A 21,006-nucleotide genomic window follows, 5' to 3' on the forward strand; every position below is an offset into this window, starting at 1 on the left:
GAACCGCATGTGAGGCACAAGCGAATGGGCCGGCCGCTGCCGCGCCTCCTCCGTCAGGGTTTCGCGAGCACGATCGGCTGGTAGTAGCCGCTGAGGTCAGGCATGAGCCATTCGACGGCGGTAAACCCGGCCGATGTCAGCAGGCTTTCGAGCTTCCCGCGTTGCAGGGCCCGATAGCGGGTGGTGCCCGAGCGCGCCCGCCATGATCCGGCAGCCTCTTCGGCAAAGGTGAACAACTCGATGTCCACAAACTCGGCGTCCGCGGACCACCGCCACGCCTGGCCCGATCCATGCCGCGACCCGATTTCCCCGTGGACCGAGATCGGGACCCCGTCGGGACGGGTGAGTCTCAATGCGTCATAGTCGCGAAGAGAGGCGAGCAACAGTCCCACCGGTCGCAGGCAGGCACGAACACTGCGCAGGGCACTTTGCAGGTGCTCGTCGGTCAGCACGTGCGGCAGTGCGTTATCGCAGGAGATAGCCACATCGAAGGTCCCTTCGACGTGGTCGCGGATCTCGCGGACGTCGCAGACCTTGAAATCGACGTCGATTCCTCTGTCGGCTGCCTCCACGCGGGCCCGGTCAACTGCCTCTTTGCTGACGTCGGTGGCTGTCACGCCGTATCCAAGCGTCGCCAGCGGCAGGGCCTGGGTTCCGATGCCGCAGGTGCAGTCCAGCAGGCGTCCCTCGGGGATCCCGCGCTGGGCGAGGACGTCGGCGATGACCTGTCCGTGCCACTGAGCCGCTGACCACCAGTCAGCGAAGAGCTGGTGATACTCGGGCGCGAGGGCGTCATAGAACTCTTCCGGGGTAGCCATACCTGCGAGACCTCGCCTTCTCAGCCTTCTAGCCGGGAGATTCCGTGTGGGAAGAGCCCAGGAATCCATGCAGCAGTGAAGCCGTTCCCTGAAGATGGTTCTGGGCCGCCCGGAATGCTTCATCGCCGTCGCCCCGGAGGATGGCGTCCATGATTTCCTGGTGTTGCCGGTTGGAGTGTTCAAGGTTGGGCTCAAGGAGGGGTATCCGGTCCAAAAGGTCATTAACCCTGGAGCGGACATCGGCCACAGCACTCGCCAAGCTTGGCGACCCCGTCACTTCCGCAATGGCCACGTGGAACCTTGAATCCTTTGGCCGATACTGGTCAGCGGGCGCGGCGGCCACCTCAGCCAGCGTCTTCATCAGGTGGCTCCGCTGTGCCGGGGACAGCGTGGCTTTCGCTGCCAGGGATGCGGCCGCCGGTTCCAGCACGCTGCGGAGGGTCAGGACGTCCTCCACCTCCCCCGGGTCCAGTTCCGGGTAGGACCCCGGGCTGGCGGACGGCCGGCTACACACGTACGTTCCCCCATAACGGCCGCGCTGGACCTCGACGTATCCCGCCTTTTGCAGTTCGGCCAAGGCATCCCGCAGCGTGGCGCGGGACACCCCCAGCAGCTCCGCAAGTTCCCGTTCGGCAGGCAGCTTCTCACCTACCGCGAAGAGGCCTAGCTTAATGTTCTGGAGCAGGCGTTCGATGGTTTCCTCGAAGGCGTTTCCGTGCCGGGCAGGACGAAGGATCCGCGTGCGGGTTCCGAACAATTCTTCTTCCATGCCCTCATCATAATCGGCCCGAAATAATGCCTTTGGGTGGAAGCCAAAAAGCCGTCCCGGCACCAAGCGTGGGCCAAATCAGCTAAGAAAACAAAGAAAAGTCCAAGTTACGCCCTTGACGCCACCGGTGATCTGCCACACACTGTAACGAGCTTATGGTCTGAATCCAGACCAATGCCCTTGGATGAAGGGATTTACAGTGTCATTCTCTGATTCAATCAAACCTGCGGAAGACAAGCGGTATCTGGAGCATCGGCAGCTGAAGCGCGGTGCCGCGGGCTGGATCCTGCTTGCCGGGCTCGGCGTCGCTTACGTTATTTCCGGCGACTTCGCGGGCTGGAACCTCGGCCTGGCCCAGGGCGGCTGGGGCGGGCTGCTTATTGCCTTTGTCCTCATGGGCATCATGTACACATGCATGGCTTACGGCCTGGCCGAACTGTCCTCCACGCTGCCTGCCGCAGGCGCCGGGTACGGCTTCGCCCGCCGGGCGCTGGGTCCATTGGGCGGTTTTGCCACCGGTATGGCCGTCCTCATTGAGTACGCGGTTGCACCGGCGGCGATAGCCATCTTTATTGGCGGCTACATTGAAGCCCTGGGGCTCTTCGGCCTGACGAACTCCTGGCCGGTTTATCTGGTGACCTACGCCGTCTTCGTCGGTATCCACCTTCGCGGCGTTGGCGAGGCGCTGAAAATGATCTTTGGAATCACGGCGGTGGCCGTCATCGCCCTGATCGCCGTGGTCATCGGCCTGCTTCCGAAGTTCAATGTCCAGAACCTCTTTGACATCGTCCCCGACGGCTCACCGGCGTCGAGTGCTTTCCTGCCGATGGGAATTGGCGGCGTGGTGGGTGCCCTGGTCTACGGCATCTGGTTTTTCCTTGCCGTAGAAGGTGTTCCCCTGGCCGCTGAAGAAACCGCAAATCCGAAGAAGGATATGCCCCGGGGCATTATGGTTGCCGTCCTGATCCTGGTGGTTTTCGGGGCGCTGATGCTGGTGCTGGTTCCGGGTGCTGCCGGGTCGGCAGCCATGAGCGGATCCAATAACCCGCTCCCGGAGGCCCTGCGCCTGGCCTACGGCGGGAACACATTCCTTGCCGACTTCGTCAACTATGCGGGCCTGGCCGGGCTGGTAGCAAGCTTCTTTTCCATCATCTACGCCTATTCCCGCCAGCTCTTCGCGCTGTCCCGGGCTGGATATCTCCCCAAGTGGCTCTCGCTGACCGGCAAGCGCCGAACCCCTTACTGGGCGCTGATCGTGCCGGGAACCCTTGGTTTCATCCTTGCGGCAGCCACCGGCAACGGCGCACTCCTGATCAACATCGCCGTCTTTGGTGCCACCGTGTCCTATGTCCTCCTCAACCTCTCCCACATTGTGCTGAGGAAAAAAGAACCCAATCTGCCGCGCGGGTACCTCACCCCCGGCGGCGTCGTCACGACGTCGATCGCCCTGGTTCTGGCTGCGGTGGCCGTCGTCGCAACTTTTGTGGTGGATGTGTTCGCGGCGTCCATAACAGCCGCAATATTCGGCGCCGCGCTCCTCTACTACTGGTTCTTCAGCCGCCACCGGATCGTCGCCGGCGCTCCGGAGGAGGAATTCGCGCAGCTGGCCGCCGCCGAGGCTGAACTGAAAACCGGCAAACGGGCGGCCCCCGACACCCTTTCCCTCTAAAATTGATCAAGGCGACGGATACAAACATGACGAACCAAACAAGTGGAACCTCCAAGCAAGGCCAACTGGGCGTTGATGAACTGCGGGACCTGGTAGCTTCCGGTGAAATCGACACCGTTGTTGTTGCCATCACAGATTCCATGGGACGCCTCCAGGGCAAAAGATGCGGCGCACGGTCCTTCCTCGACGACGTACTCGGGCACGGTGCCGAAGGCTGCAACTATCTCCTCGCCGTCGACGTGGAAATGAACACCATTGACGGCTACTCCATGTCGTCCTGGGCCAACGGCTACGGGGACATGGTGATGCAGCCGGACGTCTCCACCCTGCGCCGGGTGCCGTGGCTTGAAGGTACCGCAATGATCCAGTGCGACATCCACTGGCTGGACGGCAGTCCGGTGGTGCAGTCGCCCCGCCAGATCCTGCGCGCACAAATCGACCGCCTGGAGGCACTGGGATACCGGGCCCACATCGGCACCGAACTCGAATTCATCATGTTCGACGACACCTACGAAGAAGCGTGGGACAAGAACTACGAAGGCCTCTCCCCCTCGACGCGTTACAACGTGGACTATTCCCTCCTGGCCACGGCGAGGCTGGAACCGGTGATCCGAAGCATCCGGAACGGAATGGAAAAGGCCGGGCTCGTCGTCGAATCTTCCAAAGGCGAGTGCAACCTGGGACAGCAGGAGATCACCTTTCGCTACGCAGAAGCGCTGGCTGCCTGCGACAACCACGTGTTCTACAAAAACGGGGCCAAGGAAATCGCCGCGCAGCAGGGCAAGAGCATCACGTTCATGGCGAAGTACAACGAACGTGAAGGCAGTTCCTGCCACATCCATTTCAGCCTGACGGATTTGGACGGCAACCCCGTCTTAGCCGGTGAGGGCCAGCACGGCTTCAGCCGTGTGATGGAGCACTTCATCGCGGGACAGCTGGCCGCGTTGAAGGAGCTGGCGTATTTCGTTGCCCCTAACATCAATTCCTACAAGCGGTTCGTGGAAGGCAGCTTCGCCCCCACAGCCATCGCTTGGGGGCTGGACAACCGCAGCTGTGCACTGCGCATCGTGGGACGCGGGCCCGCCATGCGGGTGGAAAACCGCGTGGGAGGCGGCGACGTCAACCCCTATCTGCAGCAGCGGCCCTCATTGCAGCCGCCATCCACGGCATCGAGAACGAGCTCCCCCTTGAGCCGATCATGACGGGCAACGCGTACCAGTCCCAGGCTGACCGCATCCCCAGCAATCTGCGGGACTCCCGGGCGCTGCTGGCGGACAGCGAGATCGCACGCAAGGCATTTGGCGATGAGGTGGTTGACCACTATGTCTTCGCGGCCGGCGTCGAACTGAAGGCCTTCGACAGTGCAGTGACGGATTGGGAGCGCAAGCGTGTCTTTGAACGGCTCTGATTCGTACCGCCCGCGCATCGGGCTGACAACCTACTTCCAGGAAGCGTCCTGGGGCGTCTGGACAGCGGACGCGGCGATCCTGCCGGGGACGTACGTGCAGGCGGTCGTCTCCGCCGGTGGCACCCCCGTCCTGTTGCCGCCCGTGGGCACTGATCCCTCCATTGTGAAGGTCCTGGACGGGCTGATCATCTCCGGCGGCAGCGATGTTGGCCCCGAACAGTATGGTGCCGAGCCGCACACTCTCACCCGGGCCCAACCAGCCAGGGACGAGCATGACATCGCCCTCACCAAGGCAGCGTTGGAGGCCGGCGTGCCCCTCTTCGCCATCTGCCGGGGAGCCCAGATCCTCAACGTTGCCCTGGGCGGAACCCTGCTCCAGCACATCCCGGATGTGAACCCGGAAGCCAAGTACCAGCCGGCACCGGGTGTCTACGGCAGCGTGGAGTTCACCAGCTTGCCGGGAACCATCACCAGAGACCTGCTTGGACCCGTGGCCAGCGCACCGTGCTATCACCACCAGGCCATTAACGGTCTGGCGGACGGGCTGCGCGTCACGGCATCAGCGGCCGACGGCACCATCGAAGCGGTGGAAACGACGTCGGGCGGGTGGGTGCTCGGAGTCCAGTTCCACCCCGAACATAACTCCTCCGACCTCCGGCTTTTCAGGGGGTTCGTTGAGGCGGCAGCCGACTATCGCGCGGCGGCCAACCAACGCCCGGCCAACCAACGCACAGAAGCCAACCAACGCCCGGCCAAGCAACGCACGGAAGCCAACGACAGCCCCGCAGACAACCTCCGCACAGAACGAATGGAGAACCCAATTCATGTCCAGCACCTATGACGTTCTGAATCCGGCCACCGAAGAAGTCATCGAGACCGTCGCCCTCGCCTCGCTGGAGGAAACGGACGCCGCGATCGCCAGGGCCCACCATGCTTTCGAGACGTGGCGCCAAGTAGCTCCCGCTGACAGGGCGATGCTCCTGCGCCGCTTCGCCGCCGCCGTCGACGCCGACCGTGAAAACCTCGCCCTGCTGGAGGTCTACAACGCGGGGCATACCATCGGCAATGCCCGGTGGGAGGCCGGAAATGTCCGGGACGTCCTGGAGTACTACGCCGCCGCACCCGAGCGTCACCTCGGGCAGCAGATTCCGGTATCGGGCGGAATCAACGTCACCTTCCACGAGCCCCTCGGTGTTGTGGGGATTATCGTCCCCTGGAACTTCCCCATGCCCATCGCAGCCTGGGGATTTGCCCCCGCCCTTGCCGCCGGCAACACGGTGGTCCTGAAACCGGCGGAACTGACTCCCCTGACTGCCATCCGGCTGGGGCAGCTGGCGAAGGAAGCAGGGCTGCCCGAGGGAGTCCTGAATATTCTCCCGGGCAAGGGTTCGGTCGTCGGCGAACGGTTCGTGACCCATCCGTCGGTGCGAAAGGTTGTCTTCACCGGCTCCACCGGCGTCGGCAAACGCATCATGGCCGGCTGCGCCGAGCAGCTCAAGCCAGTAACGCTGGAACTGGGCGGCAAGAGCGCCAACATCATCTTCGCCGATTCCGATCTTGAAGCCGCCGCAGCGGCGGCACCTGGAGGGGCTTTCGATAACGCGGGGCAGGACTGCTGCTCCCGTTCCAGGATCCTGGTCCAGGACAGCGTGTACGAAAAGTTCCTTGAGCTCCTGGAACCGGCAGTCAAGGCCCTTCAGGTGGGAGACCCGGGCGACGAGGCTTCCTTCATGGGACCGCTGATTTCGGCCGGGCAGCACAAGACGGTGTCCGGGTTCGTCCCCGACGGGTCCCCCATCGCGTTTCAGGGATCCGCCCCGGACGGCAAGGGGTTCTGGTTCCCGCCCACCGTGCTGACCCCGTCGCGGGAAGACCGGGTGATGCACGAGGAAATCTTCGGCCCCGTGGTGGCTGTGGTGCCTTTTAGTGATGAAGCCGATGCACTCCGGCTGGCCAACGATTCGATCTACGGGCTCTCGGGATCCATCTGGACCCGCGACGTCGGACGGGCGCTGAGGATGGCCCGCGGACTGGAGTCGGGGAACCTCTCGGTCAACTCCCACTCATCGGTGCGCTACTCCACACCCTTCGGAGGCTTCAAGCAGTCGGGACTGGGACGCGAACTTGGCCCGGACGCCCTTGACGCCTTCACCGAGACCAAAAACGTCTTCATCTCCACTAACCCCTAACGTGACCACCAGTAAGGAAAGCCAGAAATGATTGAAGTAATCTCCAACCGCCTCAAGGGACGCAGCGCCGTAATCACCGGCGGCGCCAGTGGCATTGGACTCGCAACAGCCCGCCGCTTCGCCGCTGAAGGGGCCAACGTGGTCATCGCCGACCTGGACCCAACCTCAGGGCAGCGCGCGGCCGATGAGGTGGGCGGCCTCTACGTGAAGGTGGACGTCACCAGCGAAGAAGAGGTCAAGAACCTCTACGCCGTCACCAACGAAACCTACGGCAGCGTTGACATCTCGTTCAACAACGCCGGAATTTCGCCCCCGGACGACGCCTCGATCCTCGATACAGGCATCGACGCCTGGCGCAGGGTCCAGGAAGTGAACCTGACTTCGGTCTTCTACTGCTGCAAGTACGCGCTCCCCTACATGCAGGCACAGGGCAAGGGCTCCATCATCAACACCGCGTCCTTTGTGGCCGTGCTGGGTGCTGCCACCTCACAGATTTCCTACAGTGCCTCCAAAGGCGGGGTGCTGGCCATGAGCCGGGAACTCGGCGTCGAGTTCGCCAGGCAGGGAATCCGCATCAACGCCCTTTGCCCCGGACCGGTCAACACCCCGCTGCTGAAGGAACTCTTCGCCAAGGACCCGGAGAAGGCGGCCCGCCGCCTGGTGCATGTTCCCCTGGGCCGGTTCGCCGAACCCGAGGAACTGGCAGCAGCAGTGGCCTTCCTCGCCAGCGACGACGCATCCTTCATCACTGCCTCAACGTTCCTGGTTGACGGCGGGATCTCCGGCGCTTACGTAACACCCGAGTAAACAGGAGCGGACGACGGCGGGAAGTCCCGCCGTCGTCCGCTCCCGTTTCACTTTTGCTACTCCGAGCGCAGCACCGCCGCCACCGGCAAACGGCGCGCCCTGCGGGCCGGGACGAGCGCACCGAGGAGAGTCACTGCCAAGGCGCCGGCCACGATCAGGACGATGCTCCTGACGTCGATGATCCCGACCTCTACAACGAACCCTGAGGTTTCCCCGATCCCTTCGTTGATGATTCTCTCCTGCATCCACAGGCCAAGTGGTATGCCAATGGCCGTCGCCGCTACCGTGAGGACTCCTGCAAAGGTGAAAACCATTCCGGTGATCTGCGCTCCCGTCATCCCCAGGGTCTTGAGGATGGCAGTATCGCGAAGCCGTTCCCGCATGGCCAGCAGGGTTGTGTTGAACGTACCCACCACAGCCAGGAGGACAAGCACCACCGACAGACCTCCGATGGTGCGGTCAATTGGAGTCATGTCGGCTTCATAGCCGAGGAAGCTCGCGAGCATCAGATCGCCGGCCTGCGCGTTGAGCGAATCCACGAACTCGGCATCACTCACACCGTCGTTCAGCCGGAGAAGGTAGGTGTCAGGCTGGGCGGCGGGAGCCACCGTGGTCAGGGTGTTCCAGTCCACGCGGAATCCGCGGTGGGCGACGTCGTTCATCAGGCCCACCACCGTAAGCCTCAGCTCAGTGCCGTTGACCATTCCGGTCACTGTGTCGCCCAGCTTCATGCCAAGCTCTTTGGCGGTAAATGCGTTCATGACTGCCTCGCCGGGAGCGGCGAACCACCGTCCCTTGGCGGCGCGGAAGCCCATGGTTTCGGCGTCGCCCCGCATGCCCATGACACCGAGCGCCTTGGCTTGGCCGGAGACAACGTACGAGGCTACCGAAGTCTCCACCGAGAAGGCGACCTCCCGCCGTTGGGACAGGAGCGCCTGCACGTCGTCGGCTGACCGTCCGGGAGTTTTAAATACCGTGACGTCCTGCGCCGCGCCCCAGGTGGCCCTGTCCTTGATAAATCCGTCCATGGTGGGGCCAAAAGTGGAGGCGAATGTCAGGGCAGCCATGCATGCCGCGACGGCACCAACGGTAAGCATGGCACGAACGGGACGGTCAACGACGGCGGCGGCGCCGAGCCCGACGTGCCTGGGCAGCCGAGTCCGGACGATCGCCGAACCACGCCGGGACAGATTCCCAAGACTAGGCGAACGGCCGCGGCTGATGGCAGATGCTGCGCTCATTCGGGCTGCCCGCAGGCCGGGAACGGCAGCGGCAATCACCACCAGCAGGATGAAGCCCGCAGCCACCAGCAAAATCAGGGGCGGGTTTACTGCCGAGGCCGCGGGCAGTCCCAGCTGAATAGCCGATTCGCTGAGGAAGTAGGAAGCGAGCAGGACTCCTAACGGCAGCCCGAGTATGGCCCCGATTCCGGCGGGTACCGCAACCTGGGCGACGAGGAGCCCCATGATCTGCCAAGGGGTAAAGCCCAGGGCCTTCGCGACGCCGAAATCCCGATAGCCAGCCAGCACCGTACCCGCGATAACGCTGGCAATGGTGAGGGCGACGGCGGTAAGAATAACGAGCGCGAAGCCGTAGACGATGCTGCCGAACGCAGCGACCGTCCAGTTGGAGCCGCTGCGCATTTCCAGCCAGCTCAGCGGGTCTTTTGTCTGGGCGCCGGGAACCAGCGCGGCCCCGATCTTTTCCTGGGCAGCCGCGATGCCCGCTTCGGAGACGTCGCCCGTGAGCCGGTAGCCTGCCAGGTACCGCAACGGGGCATCAGCACTGATCAGCGAACCCATCTCTGTTGGCAGGACCCAGCCGCGCTGGGTTTCGCCGCGGACCGACGTCGTGGTGAGGTCTATCAGCACGCCTACGATACGGAATTCAGCAGGGCCGGCCGCCGTCGGCAGTGTAACGCTCTCTCCGAGACGCAGTTCCGGAGGGTTCCAGCCGTCGTGTGGAGTCACCGCAATCTCACCGGCTTGTTCGGGCCAGCGTCCCTCCACAAAGGACAGCTTCCCCACCTCTCCGCCGGGGCCACCACGCCCCACAACCTGCAGCGGACCTTTCTCGTCGCCGGACTGTGCCAGGAGCACCACGCTGTCCTGGACCTCGCCAAGGGCAGCTACGTTGGGCAGCGACGCTGTGGCTTGGATGTCGTTTCTGCTGACAAGGGCGGAATCGAACTCGAAAACCAGATGCGGTCCGGCCGCGGCCTCGAAGGCGCGATCCCACGGGCGGTGGGTGTCCCACAACAGGCTGGCCGACAGGACTGTCGTGACGGCGGCGAGGAAGGACATCAACAGGATGCTCAGGGTCCGGACTTTGTGTCGGCGGATGCTGGCATATGCCATGGTTCTGATTGCGTTCACCGCACTCACCGGCCCTCTGCCGTCCAGCCGATCAGGTCTGCTGCTGTTCCGGTCCGCTGGACACTGAGCCTGGTGTCGTCCGCCAGCCGGCCATCCCTCAGAGTCAGGATGCGCCGGCCGTAGCTTGCCGCCAGCTTAATGTCATGCGTCACGAGCACCACTGTCTGCCCGGCATCATTCAGTGCGGCCAGCAGATCCATCACGTTCTTGCCGGAGCGGGTATCCAGGGCGCCGGTGGGTTCGTCTGCGAGGACGATGTCCGGTGCATTGATGAGGGCCCTGGCCAGCGCAACCCTCTGCCGCTGGCCCCCGCTGAGCGTCTCCGGGTACCGCCGCGCCAGCTCGGCCGCACCAAGTTCCTCCAGCTGCTCAAGCGCCCGGGATTTGGCCTTTCCGCGGCGGACTCCGGCCAGTTCGGCGGGCACCATGACATTCTCGAGTACCGTCAGGCTTTCGATCAGATTGAAGAACTGAAAGACGAAGCCGACGCCCTTGCGGCGGTGTTTCGCCAGGGCGGACTCGCTTGCCCCGCCCACGTCCATCCCGCAAACCTCCACCCTCCCGGAGGTGGGGCGGTCCAGGCCTGCGATCAGATTAAGCAGGGTCGATTTACCGCTGCCGGATGGGCCTACGACGGCGGCGAACTCCCCCCGTTCAATGTTCAGGCTGATGCCGTCGAGCGCAGCGACGCCCGAATTTTCGGCAAACAGGCGGCTGACGTTCTGCATGACGACGATGGCGTTCATGCCACTCACCTAGTTCCTGCTGAGCTGCTCCACACAGGCATCGATCCATTTCAGGCTGGCTTCGGTATGCAGCCGCCCAGCCTGGAACAAAAGTGCCAGCGGCGAGCCTGTTTGTCCGCTGGACGTGCCCTCCAGGGCGCGCTCCTGGTCTGCCAGGTCGCGCAGCCGCTGCAGGTAGGCGTGCCGCTGGCTGTCGAGGACCTTGAGGATCCTCGCCGTGTCCGGTTCCCGTTGCAGGGCCAGGAGCAGCACTTTCACATAAATTTCTTCCCTAAGCAGCTCCGGCTGCTTGTCAGGGTTATCCAACCATTCATCGAAGAGCCGGCGCCCCTCGTCAGTGGCGACAAACTCCTGCCGCCCACGGTCCCCGCGGCTTCCGGACGGCTGAACCAGCCCGTCCCGTTCAAGCCGCTGCAGCATCTGGTACACCGATCCAATGTTGAGGTCCCACGTACCTGCCAGCATGTCCTCGAACTGCTGCTTGACCTCGTACCCGTGGAGGGGGCCCGCAGTCAGGAGTCCAAGGATGCCCAGACGAAGGGACACCGGAACCTCCTCACTACCGTTTCAACCTGCTATGTATAGGACAGAAGCATATGCCATATCTATAGGGGATTCAATAGTTTTTCACCACGGCCGCTGGCTCCGTAACGCCGAGAGACTAAGGGAGCCCGCCAACCGGAAGTTGGCGCAGCTCCCCTGCCTCCCTAGAGCTTGGTGCGGAAGAAGTCCGTGAGCTTGTCGAAGGGGATGAGGCCCACCCGGTCGTAGAGGTCCACGTGGCCGGCCCCGGGGACCCAGAAGAGCTCCTTCGGTCCGGTCGCGAGCCGGTAGGCCTCTTCGCTGAACTCCCTCGAGTGCGCCTGGTCGCCGGTGATGAAGAGCAGCGGGCGCGGGGAGATCAGGTCCAGGTCGTTGAACGGGTGGAAGTTCATGAACTTGGTGTTGGTGGCCAGGGCGGGGTGCGTGGTGGTGTTCGGGTGGTACCCGCGTGCAGTGCGGTAGAAGTCGTAGAACTCGCGGTCCACCGCCGTGGATTCTGAGGTGAGCACGTCCGGTGTGCCGCCGGTGTACTGGATCGCGCCGCCGGCGAATTCGACGTCGCGCTGGGCAGCTGCCTGCGCGGTGATGGCCTGGCGCTGTGCGAGGGTCACGGATTTGTTGAGCCCGTCGCGGTTGGCGGCGCCCATGTCGTACATGCTCACCGTGGCGATGACCTTGATCCTGGGATCGATCTTTGCCGCGCTGATCACAAAGCTGCCGCTGCCGCAGATCCCGATGGCCCCCACGCGCTCCTTATCTACGAACGGCTGCGAGCGCAGGTAGTCCACGGCGGCGCTGAAGTCTTCGGCATAGATGTCGGGCGAGACCGCGTTGCCCGGCTTGCCGGCGCTTTCTCCCCAGAAGGAGAGGTCAAAGGAGAGCGTGACGTAGCCCTGCTCGGCCATTTTGGTGGCGTAGAGGTTGGCGCTCTGTTCCTTGACGGCGCCCATGGGGTGGCCCACCACCAGAGCCGGGTGGGTGGTTCCGCGGTTCAGGTTGTTGGGCACGAACAGGTTGCCCACCACCTTCATCTCGTACCGGTTCTTGAATGAGATCTTCCGGACCGTGACCTGGCTGCTGGTGTAGAAGTTGTCTGCGCCGTTGGAGAGATCCCCGGGCTCCAGGTCCTTGCGTGCAGCCGGGGCGGCGAACGCCTGCTCCGCTCCTGCCAGGCCCGTTGCTCCGGACAGCCCGATGGCCGCCGCACCCGCGCCGGTGAGCTTGATCAGGTTCCGGCGCGATACGCCCTGTTCCGGGGCAGCCGCGGTTCCCAAAGCAGTGGTGTCGCTTCCGTTGAAGTTTGTGCTCATCGTATTCATCCTCGTGATCGTCGGTTACGTATCTTGATGGACTTCTTCGTCCTTTCGAGCACATCACAGCCGGATTGGTCAGTGAGAGTCCCTGCTGAGACTGGTTCTGCCAGAGCCCCCGTCCAGCGCCCCATAGGACGGTAAGGGAGGGATGAACGCGAGGGAGGCTCTGCCATAACCCGTCTTGACAGAGCCCTTGTTACCGCCGGATGCAGGCCGTTGGATGGAAAAGCAACCGAAAACGGAGAGGGAGGACGCCATGAAGCGACTTGCCATCATTGCGGCAATCCTGGTCCTGGCCTTCGCCGCCGTCACTGCCTGCGGCAGCAGTGACGGCGCCCCCACAGCCGATCAGCCGCTGCCGACACCGCAAACCAGCACGGAGGACACTGCCACCATGCAAAGCTCACCAATGGCAAACGGCACACCGATCACCATAAACATCGACGGACGGGCGGTAAAAGGCATTCTCCACGACAACGCCACCGCACGCTCATTGATCGGCCAACTTCCCCTGACTCTCACGTTCAAGGACCATGGCGGCCAGGAAAAGAGCGCCCGCCTGCCAGCGCCGCTCTCCCTCGAGGGCATGCCGGCGGGAAGCGACGCGGACCCGCTGACCATCGGCTACTACGCGCCGGACCAGGTACTGGTGCTGTACTACGAACACGTCGGGCGCTTCAACGGGATCGTCCGCATCGGCACGTTCGAGGACCTCGTCGCAGTACGCGACCAGCCCGACGGCTTTACGGCGAAGCTGGACCTTGCGTCTTAGATAGCGGAACTGGTGACGGACGACGGCGGGACCTCCCGCCGTCGTCCGCTTCCTTTTAACATTTCCCCTAGTCAGGCGGATGCTAAGTGTGCTTACCATGAAATGCGACTAATGAGGAGGAAGAGATGCAAACAGTAGAAGAAACTGTCGATGTTGCCGTTCCCGTACGGACGGCGTACGACCAGTGGACACAGTTCGAGACCTTCCCGCAGTTCATGTCCGGTGTTCAGTCCGTCACTCAATTGACTGACACAACGAATCACTGGGTGACCAAAATTGGCGGCGTGGAGCGTGAATTCGACACCGAAATCGTGGAACAGCAGCCCGACGAACGTATCGCCTGGCGGAGCGTGGACGGTAAGTCGCACGCCGGCGTCGTTACGTTCACCCCGCTGGACCCGACGGACACCCGGGTCTCGGTCAGATTCGAATGGGACCCGGAGACCTTCACAGAAAAAGCCGGAGCCGCACTGAACCTCGATGAGATGCAGGTCAAGGCCGATATGCGCAAATTCAAGGACTTCATTGAGTCCCGCGGCACGGAAACCGGTGCATGGCGCGGTGAAGTGGATGAGAACGGCCCGATGGGCCAGCCCTGAGACAACACAGCCGGGTATCGGCCGGACTCTTCCGACGGGAAGAGGCAACTATGTCCGGGATTCCATCTGTAAAGCCTGGAAGGCGTGATGAAGCATGGGTTCAGTAGTGATTTTCGCTCCTTCCCCCGTCCTCACCGTCACCGTGGAGGACATCAAAGGCATCACAGATATCCATATCCACGCGGGCGGCCAGGGAGTATGGCAGGCCCGAATGCTGGGTGCGCTTGGCGCAACAGTGACCATGTGTGCAGTCTTCTCCGGCGAAACCGGGCGGGTCTTGCGGCACCTAATAGCTGATGAAGGTGTCAGGGTGCTGGCCGTGGCCGGAGAAGGCAGCAGCGGGGCATACCTGCATGACCGCCGCGGTGGTGAACGCCATATCCTGGCGGAATCGCCCGGCGACCGGGTTACGCGCCACGAACTGGACGAACTCTACGGGCTGACGCTGCAGGCGGGAATCGAAGCCGGGACCGTGATCCTTAGCGGCACCGGCCGGGAGGATGCGGTACCGGCCGACATGTACCGCAGACTTACGGCCGATCTGGGTGCTGCCGGATGCACTGTCATCGCGGATCTCACCGGCGACAGGCTGAACGGCGTCCTGGCTGGTAAACCAGCGGTGATCAAGATGGCCGACGACGAAATCATGAGCAGTGGCCGTGCCGGCGCCGCGGAGACCAACCGGATTATTAAAGCCATGCACGAACTCGTACGAGAGGGTGCGACGTCGGTCATTATCACCCGCGCCCATCTGCCCTCGCTGCTCCTTCACGACGGTGCGGTCAGCGAAATCCACATCCCGCAACTTCAGACGGTGGATAACCGCGGGGCCGGTGATTCACTCACGGCCGGGATGGCCGCCGTACTGGCTGATCACGGGACCCTGCATGATGCAGTGATTTTAGGCACGGCGGCCGGCGCGCAGAACGTCACCCGCCACGGCCTGGGCACTGGAGAGGCAACAGCAATCCGCGAACTCGCCAACCTCGTCAGGATCGTTCCACTGGACGACACCACCGAGCAAGAACCGGCACAGCAGATGAGCCCCGATGAGCTGGCACGAAAGGTCAGGAAAGCATGAGCCAGCCTGCGCGTGTCCTCATTACCAATGACGACGGCATCGCGTCCCCGGGCCTGCTGGCTTTGGCCGCCGCGGCCGTCCGGGCTGGCCTGAGCGTCGTGGTCGCAGCACCCGCGTCCGAAGCCAGCGGCAGCAGTTCCTCGATTACCGCTGTGGAGCAGGACGGCAGAATTTCCATTGAAGAACGCCAGCTGGAGGACCTGGACGGCGTTGAAGCCTACGCCGTCCATGGGGCCCCGGCCTTCATCACGATGATTGCCACCCATGGCGCCTTCGGTCCCCCACCAGACATCGTTCTATCCGGCGTAAACCGTGGGGCCAATGTGGGCCGGGCAATATTGCACTCCGGAACGGTCGGAGCGGCACTGACAGCCGGTGTCAACGACGGACGCGGGATGGCAGTATCCCTGGACACCGGGCTCAATCCGGACGCGATCCACTGGGAAACAGCTGCCCGGCTGGCCACTGGGCTGCTGCCGTTCCTGATGGAACAGGACGTCGGCAGTGTCCTGAACCTCAACGTTCCGAACAGTGCCGGGCCCAAACTTCCCGAGTACCGTACAGCCACCCTAACCAGATTCGGCATCGTGCAGACCACCCTCGCCGAGCGCGGACAGCAGCATTTACGTTTGGCCATCGCGGACACCACGGAGGAACCGGACCCGGACAGCGATGCGGCGTTACTGGCGGCGGGCTTCGCCACGGTGACTGCCATCCAGCCGGTCACCGGAACCAGACTGCCCTCCCTGCCCGCGCTGCCGCACGCAACGTCACGTGGTTAGGTTGCGCCACTCTACAACGCCCTTTCCTACAAGAGCGGACGACGGCGGGACTTCCCGCCGTCGTCCGTGACACTACGGTTTCGGATTCTTCAGAGCTCCGGTGCGTGCTCCTCGGGCAGCGCCCCCTCATCCTCCGGGTGCCGCGCAAGGTTGAGCAGCGCCAGCGCCAGGCCGCCCCAAACCGTAAGGATGGCGATGATCATCATGGTGATCGCGATGGGTGTCACAGTGCCGTCTCCTTTGCTTCTTCCGCCACCACGGAGTCGTATTCCGGATCGTGATGGGCCTTGGATCTCTGGCTCCACGGGATGAAGGTCAACACCAGCGCCAGGACCACCAGCCCGCCGGCCATGCCCCAGCCAAACAGGCCCACAAACCACGCGGGATAGCCCTCATAGGTGGTGGAGATCTTGCTGATGAATTCGCTGGACACCATGTAGATCAGCGCCAGCGGCACAACGCCGGCTACCAGCACCATCCAGGACCGGCGCATCTTGATGGTGGAAATCCGGTTCAGATGGGCGGACAGAAGTGGAAGCTTTCGCAGGAACCACGCAATGACCACTACGGTCACCAGCGCCCCGAGAGTGATGCCGAAGCTGTTCACAAAGGCGTCAGAGGTATCCAACAGGTAGAGCCCCGTTGCCGTCGGGAAGAGTCCCAGCGAGACAACAGCCACCAGGCCGCTGACCGTTACTGAGGCCTTGATCCGGCCCCAGCCGAGCTTGTCCTGCACTGCGGCAACGATGACTTCCAGTACAGAGATCAGCGATGTTACTCCTGCGAACACCAGGGATCCGAAAAACAGCACGCCCATGACTGCCCCGAAGGGAGCCTGCGAAACGATGGTGGGGAAGGCGACGAAGGCCAGACCGATCCCCTGGGTTACTACATCGTTGACACCCGCACCCGCGGCCTGCGCCATGAACCCCAGAGCGGCGAAAACACCGATCCCGGCCAGGATCTCGAACCCGGAGTTGGAAAAGGCAACCACCATGCCGGAGCCGGTCAGGTCCGTCCTGCGCTTCAGGTATGAGGAATAGGTGACCATGATGCCGTATCCCACCGAGAGCGAAAAGAAGATGTGGCCATACGCGGCAGCCCACACGCCCGGGTCAGCCAGCGCAGCCCAGTCGGGAGTGAAGAAGGCGTTTAGCCCTTCTGCCGCGCCGGGAAGGAACAGCGACTGGAGCACCAGCAGGAGGAACATCACTACCAGCAGCGGGAGCAGGATGGAGTTCGCGCGTGAGATGCCCTTGCGGATTCCCGCGACCATGATCACGATGACCGCTACCCAGATCAACAGCAGCGGGAAGAAGACGGACGGGACGTAGCTGAATCCGATGCCCGGTGCGTCGGCAACCTGGAGGAAGTTTCCGAAGAAGTAGCCCTCGGCGTCATCCCCCCACGCCTCGGTGAAGGAGAAGATGGTGTACATCAGGGACCACGCAATGATCACCGCGTAATAGGCTGCGATGACGAAGCAGACAAGCACCTGCCACCATCCCAGGGGTTCTGCGGCCCGGTGGAGCCGCCGGTACGCCAGCGGCGTCGAGCCACGGAACTTGTGGCCCACCGCGTAGTCCAGGAACAGCAGCGGAATGCCAGCTGTCAGCAACGCCACAAGGTACGGGATCAGGAACGCCCCGCCGCCGTTGTCGTAGGCGATGTACGGGAAGCGCCAGATGTTGCCCAGGCCCACGGCCGAGCCGATGGCCGAAAGGATGAAGAGCCGGCGCGAGGAGAATGTCTCGCGTTTTACAGGTGCCGATGCGTTCGGTGAGGATGTGCTGCTCATTCCGTCACGCCCCAGATTGTTGCTCGCATTTGTGCCGTGCCGCCGTCAGCACGGCAAATTTCTGGCCGGTTCATGGGGGACTCGCTCTCAGGTGAAGGTGGACGACCAATTCACTGGCTATCTGGGGACTTTACTGCGCATTCTTCGGCTCATGGAAGCCCTCACCTCAAACCAGTGCGGCTCAAGGTAGTCGCCGGTCCGTTACGGCGGGACCTTCCGCCGTCGTCCCCATGAGCCGTGCCGCGGTTTCGCGGCGCCTGCCGGTACGTTTAAGGCGATGATTTCCATTGACCGGGACGACCCCGCACGCCACGATGTCCGTCAGCTCCTGAGCGAACACCTTGCGGACATGTTCGCCACCTCGCCCGCCGAGAGCGTCCACGCCCTGGACCACTCGGCCCTTTCCTCGTCATCAATCACGTTGTGGACAGCCCGCGAGGCGGGCGGCCTGCTGGGGTGCGGTGCACTCAAGGTCCTGGATTCCCCGCCCGGGTCCCCCAGGCATGGCGAAATAAAGTCCATGCGTACCGCAGCGGGTGCACGGGGACGGGGTGTGGCCACTCTTGTGCTCCGGCATATCCTCGACGACGCCCGGGCCCGGAACCTCGAGCGCGTCTTCCTGGAGACCGGGACCGAGGACTACTTCGCTCCCGCCCGGCGCCTGTACCTCGGCAACGGCTTCGCCGAGCGCCCGCCTTTTGCCGACTACACCCTGGATCCAAACAGCGTCTTCATGGAACTCCACCTGTAGGAAAGGCCGCTGGACGACGGTGAGGCTCACAAGCGCTGGGTGATCCGCGAAGAGTTAGCCTGGCTTCCCCAGATCGGCGCTCCGGCGGAGCTGCCGCAGCAGCGCAGCCCCGGTCGCCAGCTCCACGACGTAGACCAGCAGGGGCGGCAAGTCACCGGTAGCAACCAGGACGGCGGCGAAGACTCCGGCCCCGCCCACATTGAGCCAGCCCGGCCAGCGCGGGTCCTGTGGCAGGGCACCGGACTTGGCGTGAGCACGCGCCCGTGCCAGCAACCCGCCACCCAGGGCAGCCATGCCGGCAAGGCTCAGCCCCATATACCCCTGGAACGTCCACATGGGCACATTCCCCAACGCGAAGGCCTCCGGATCCTTGTATCGCGCCTCCAGGTGACCCAGGAACAGACAGGCTCCCGTGGCCAACGGAAGTGCAGCCGCCTGGACAAACCGCTGCCCCTCCAAGGGTTCCTGACCACCCCGATCACTTCCCGTACCCCAGTGACGGGCCAGCATCACCACCCCCACGGGCAACGCAGCTGTGCCTGCGGCCAAGAGCACTTGCTGGGTACTCCACTGTCCAGGGTCCGCGAGCAGAATGGCCAATTTGCGCTGCGGATCTCGTTCGACATACACCCGCGAGACTGGCATAAAGGCCCCGGCCAGGAACGTCGCCGATCCCGCCATCATGACAGCCGCCGCTGTCGCATCTCCGCGAATTCGCCGAGCCATGGGATTACGGTAAGCCTCGACGTCGGCAGAGACAAGGTCGCGAGTGACTCTTAAAAACCTCCGGCTGCTGTTCCGGGGTCGGCCTCCGGAATTGCCAGGACGACAATGTCACCCTCTGACATTGATCACCACAGTCGTAGGCTATGGGGTAGGCCGGACGACTGGTGACCGGCCTCGGGTCCCGAAGGGAACGACGAGTGAACGGTAGTCCGGATTACTGGTTCTTGAGTGCCGCTGAGCGGGGGAATGACGCCACCCGGGTGCACGCCGGCGGCGCGGGATTGTCGTCCTGGTCCCAGGGCAACCTTGTGCGGCCCCTGATTCACGGGGCCACCTACTTCGCCCGGCTGCATAAGGAGCTCTCGGCACTTCAGGCGGGAGACCGTGTGTGGTTCACCGACTGGCGTGGCGATGGCGACGAGCGGCTGACGGCGGACGGACCTGCGATCGGCGAGTTACTGGCCCGGCTGGCGCGGGCCGGCGTGGAAGTGCGCGGCTTGGTTTGGAGATCCCACGGAGAGCGCGTCTCTGCCCCCATGAGTAACCGGTCCAATGAGCTGCTCAGCCGCCAGATCAACGACGCCGGCGGCGAGGTGCTGCTGGATCAGCGCGTGCGCATTTTTGGCTGCCATCACCAGAAGCTGTTCGTCATCCGCAGCGGTAGCGATCCCTCGCGGGACGTCGCGTTCGTAGGCGGGATCGACCTCTCCCACAGCCGCCGGGACGACGCCGATCACGCGGGAGACCCACAGGCGGTAGACATGGATCCCCGGTACGGGAAACAACCTCCGTGGCACGACGCCGCCGTCGAACTGCGCGGACCGGTGGTGGCAGACGTGCTGGAGTTGTTCGCGGAAAGGTGGAATGACCCCCATCCCCTGGACCACCGCACACCGTACCGGATGCTGCTGCAACGCCTGGCCGACATGCCCCGGCACCCCGAACCCCTGCAGGAGACTGCGCCGCCGCCGCCACCGGCCGGCCCCCATGCCGTGCAGCTGCTGCGCACGTACGGCGTGAAGCATCCGCCGTTCCCCTTCGCCCCCAGTGGTGAGCGGAGCGTTGCCCGGGCGTACACAAAAGCCTTCGCCCTGGCCCGATCGCTGATCTACATTGAGGACCAGTACCTGTGGTCAGCAGAGGTCGCAGCCGGAATCGCGGCGGCCCTCGAACAGAACCCCGGGTTGAACGTGATCGCCGTGGTCCCCCGCTACCCGGACTCCGATGGTCCGCTCGGAGGGCCACCCAAGCGGCTGGGGCAGCTGCGTGCCATCCAAACCATAAGCCGCTCTGCCCCCGACAGATTCGGTGTGTTCAATCTGGAGAACACAGCGGGGACCCCGATCTATGTGCATGCCAAGATCTGCATCATCGACGACACCTGGTTCACCTGCGGATCGGACAACTTCAACCGCCGGTCCTGGACCACGGACAGCGAACTTACGTGCGCGGTCATCGACACCACGGCCGGTGAGCAGGAAGCGCCAGGAGCAGACACTGGTCCGGGCGCTTCCCGTCCGTTGGCCTACAGCCTCCGGCTCCAGCTCTGGGCCGAACACCTGGGACTCGACGAGAGTGACCCCCGGCTCCACGATCCGTCGGACGGCCTCCGCCTGTGGAACGCCGCCGCCGATGCCCTGGACGATTGGTATGAAACCGATCGCCGCTCGCCCCGGCCGAAAGGCCATGTGCGGCACCACACCACAGAACCGGTGTCGCGACTTCAGCGCCTATGGGCGCAGCCTGCAAACCGCTTCCTGGTTGACCCGGACGGCCGCCCCCGCAAGTTGCGCGGCACTACTGAGTTCTAGGCAGGGACAAAGCCAACACTTGCGAGGAAGCAAAGCGGACGACGGCGGG

19 protein-coding genes and 1 pseudogene are annotated in these 21,006 nt (G+C 63.6%); 11 read left to right on the forward strand and 9 right to left on the reverse strand.

What is annotated here, in order from left to right:
- Positions 1-53: 53 nt before the first annotated feature.
- Positions 54-818 (reverse strand): class I SAM-dependent methyltransferase, encoded by a 765-nt coding sequence (locus tag M1E17_RS20270; protein ID WP_457963715.1) that lies wholly within the window; start codon positions 816-818, stop codon positions 54-56.
- Positions 819-846: 28 nt separating this feature from the next.
- Positions 847-1,587 (reverse strand): FadR/GntR family transcriptional regulator, encoded by a 741-nt coding sequence (locus M1E17_RS20275; RefSeq protein WP_457963716.1) that lies wholly within the window; start codon positions 1,585-1,587, stop codon positions 847-849.
- Positions 1,588-1,786: 199 nt separating this feature from the next.
- On the opposite strand from M1E17_RS20275, the gene eat reads away from it, so the two are divergent.
- The 5 genes and pseudogenes from eat (at position 1,787) to M1E17_RS20300 (ending at position 7,660) form a co-directional block, all read left to right on the forward strand.
- Positions 1,787-3,256, forward strand: a complete 1,470-nt coding sequence (eat, locus tag M1E17_RS20280; RefSeq protein WP_457963717.1) for an ethanolamine permease — start codon at positions 1,787-1,789, stop codon at positions 3,254-3,256.
- A 26-nt stretch (positions 3,257-3,282) separates the two neighbouring features.
- A pseudogene (locus M1E17_RS20285) lies at positions 3,283-4,664 on the forward strand (glutamine synthetase family protein).
- Positions 4,645-5,505 carry a gamma-glutamyl-gamma-aminobutyrate hydrolase family protein gene (locus tag M1E17_RS20290; RefSeq protein WP_457963718.1) on the forward strand — a complete coding sequence of 287 codons (861 nt, stop codon included), beginning with the start codon at positions 4,645-4,647 and terminating at the stop codon, positions 5,503-5,505. The pseudogene M1E17_RS20285 and the gene M1E17_RS20290 overlap by 20 nt, the downstream one beginning before the upstream one ends.
- The gene (locus tag M1E17_RS20295) at positions 5,489-6,853 is read left to right on the forward strand and encodes an aldehyde dehydrogenase family protein (protein ID WP_457963719.1); all 1,365 of its coding nucleotides are present in this window, start codon (positions 5,489-5,491) and stop codon (positions 6,851-6,853) included. Before M1E17_RS20290 ends, M1E17_RS20295 begins: the two co-directional genes overlap by 17 nt.
- A 27-nt stretch (positions 6,854-6,880) precedes the next feature.
- Positions 6,881-7,660 (forward strand): 3-oxoacyl-ACP reductase, encoded by a 780-nt coding sequence (locus tag M1E17_RS20300; RefSeq protein WP_457963720.1) that lies wholly within the window; start codon positions 6,881-6,883, stop codon positions 7,658-7,660.
- Between the two features lie 56 nt (positions 7,661-7,716).
- On the opposite strand, the gene M1E17_RS20305 is transcribed toward M1E17_RS20300, so the two are convergent.
- The 4 genes from M1E17_RS20305 to M1E17_RS20320 all read right to left on the reverse strand — a co-directional run bounded on the left by M1E17_RS20305 (position 7,717) and on the right by M1E17_RS20320 (position 12,634).
- Positions 7,717-10,035 carry an ABC transporter permease gene (locus M1E17_RS20305; RefSeq protein WP_457963721.1) on the reverse strand — a complete coding sequence of 773 codons (2,319 nt, stop codon included), beginning with the start codon at positions 10,033-10,035 and terminating at the stop codon, positions 7,717-7,719.
- A gap of 5 nt (positions 10,036-10,040) precedes the next feature.
- A complete protein-coding gene (locus M1E17_RS20310; RefSeq protein WP_457963722.1) occupies positions 10,041-10,781 on the reverse strand; it encodes an ABC transporter ATP-binding protein in 741 nt (246 codons plus the stop codon).
- Positions 10,782-10,790: 9 nt separating this feature from the next.
- On the reverse strand, positions 10,791-11,327 hold the full coding sequence (locus M1E17_RS20315; protein ID WP_457963723.1) for a helix-turn-helix transcriptional regulator: 537 nt from the start codon (positions 11,325-11,327) through the stop codon (positions 10,791-10,793).
- Between the two features lie 161 nt (positions 11,328-11,488).
- Positions 11,489-12,634: an alpha/beta hydrolase gene (locus M1E17_RS20320; protein ID WP_457963724.1), complete on the reverse strand. Its 1,146-nt coding sequence runs from the start codon at positions 12,632-12,634 to the stop codon at positions 11,489-11,491.
- A gap of 259 nt (positions 12,635-12,893) precedes the next feature.
- Between M1E17_RS20320 and M1E17_RS20325 the strand changes: the two genes are divergently transcribed.
- From M1E17_RS20325 to surE, 4 genes are all read left to right on the forward strand, one after another.
- Positions 12,894-13,409, forward strand: coding sequence for a cyclophilin-like fold protein (locus M1E17_RS20325; protein ID WP_457963725.1), 516 nt, complete (start codon positions 12,894-12,896; stop codon positions 13,407-13,409).
- 125 nt (positions 13,410-13,534) lie between these two features.
- Complete coding sequence (locus M1E17_RS20330; RefSeq protein WP_457963726.1) at positions 13,535-14,008, forward strand: SRPBCC family protein; 474 nt, start codon at positions 13,535-13,537, stop codon at positions 14,006-14,008.
- Between the two features lie 94 nt (positions 14,009-14,102).
- A complete protein-coding gene (locus M1E17_RS20335; protein ID WP_457963727.1) occupies positions 14,103-15,089 on the forward strand; it encodes a PfkB family carbohydrate kinase in 987 nt (328 codons plus the stop codon).
- Positions 15,086-15,871, forward strand: coding sequence for a 5'/3'-nucleotidase SurE (gene surE / locus M1E17_RS20340; protein ID WP_457963728.1), 786 nt, complete (start codon positions 15,086-15,088; stop codon positions 15,869-15,871). The genes M1E17_RS20335 and surE overlap by 4 nt, the downstream gene beginning before the upstream one ends.
- Before the next feature lie 89 nt (positions 15,872-15,960).
- Here the strand turns inward: surE and M1E17_RS20345 are convergent, their stop codons facing one another.
- A complete protein-coding gene (locus tag M1E17_RS20345; RefSeq protein ID WP_457963729.1) occupies positions 15,961-16,098 on the reverse strand; it encodes a methionine/alanine import family NSS transporter small subunit in 138 nt (45 codons plus the stop codon).
- Entirely contained in the window at positions 16,095-17,669 is a 1,575-nt protein-coding gene (locus M1E17_RS20350; protein WP_457963730.1) for a sodium-dependent transporter, read from the reverse strand. Before M1E17_RS20350 ends, M1E17_RS20345 begins: the two co-directional genes overlap by 4 nt.
- Positions 17,670-17,946: 277 nt before the next feature.
- On the opposite strand from M1E17_RS20350, the gene M1E17_RS20355 reads away from it, so the two are divergent.
- Positions 17,947-18,420 carry a GNAT family N-acetyltransferase gene (locus M1E17_RS20355; RefSeq protein WP_457963731.1) on the forward strand — a complete coding sequence of 158 codons (474 nt, stop codon included), beginning with the start codon at positions 17,947-17,949 and terminating at the stop codon, positions 18,418-18,420.
- Positions 18,421-18,474: 54 nt separating this feature from the next.
- Here M1E17_RS20355 and M1E17_RS20360 read toward each other — a convergent pair whose 3' ends face one another.
- Positions 18,475-19,146 carry a hypothetical protein gene (locus tag M1E17_RS20360; protein WP_457963732.1) on the reverse strand — a complete coding sequence of 224 codons (672 nt, stop codon included), beginning with the start codon at positions 19,144-19,146 and terminating at the stop codon, positions 18,475-18,477.
- 197 nt (positions 19,147-19,343) lie between these two features.
- Between M1E17_RS20360 and M1E17_RS20365 the strand changes: the two genes are divergently transcribed.
- Positions 19,344-20,957, forward strand: coding sequence for a phospholipase D family protein (locus M1E17_RS20365; RefSeq protein WP_457963733.1), 1,614 nt, complete (start codon positions 19,344-19,346; stop codon positions 20,955-20,957).
- Positions 20,958-21,006 lie beyond the last annotated feature (49 nt).

The sequence above is a fragment of the Arthrobacter sp. D1-29 genome (genome assembly GCF_054130585.1).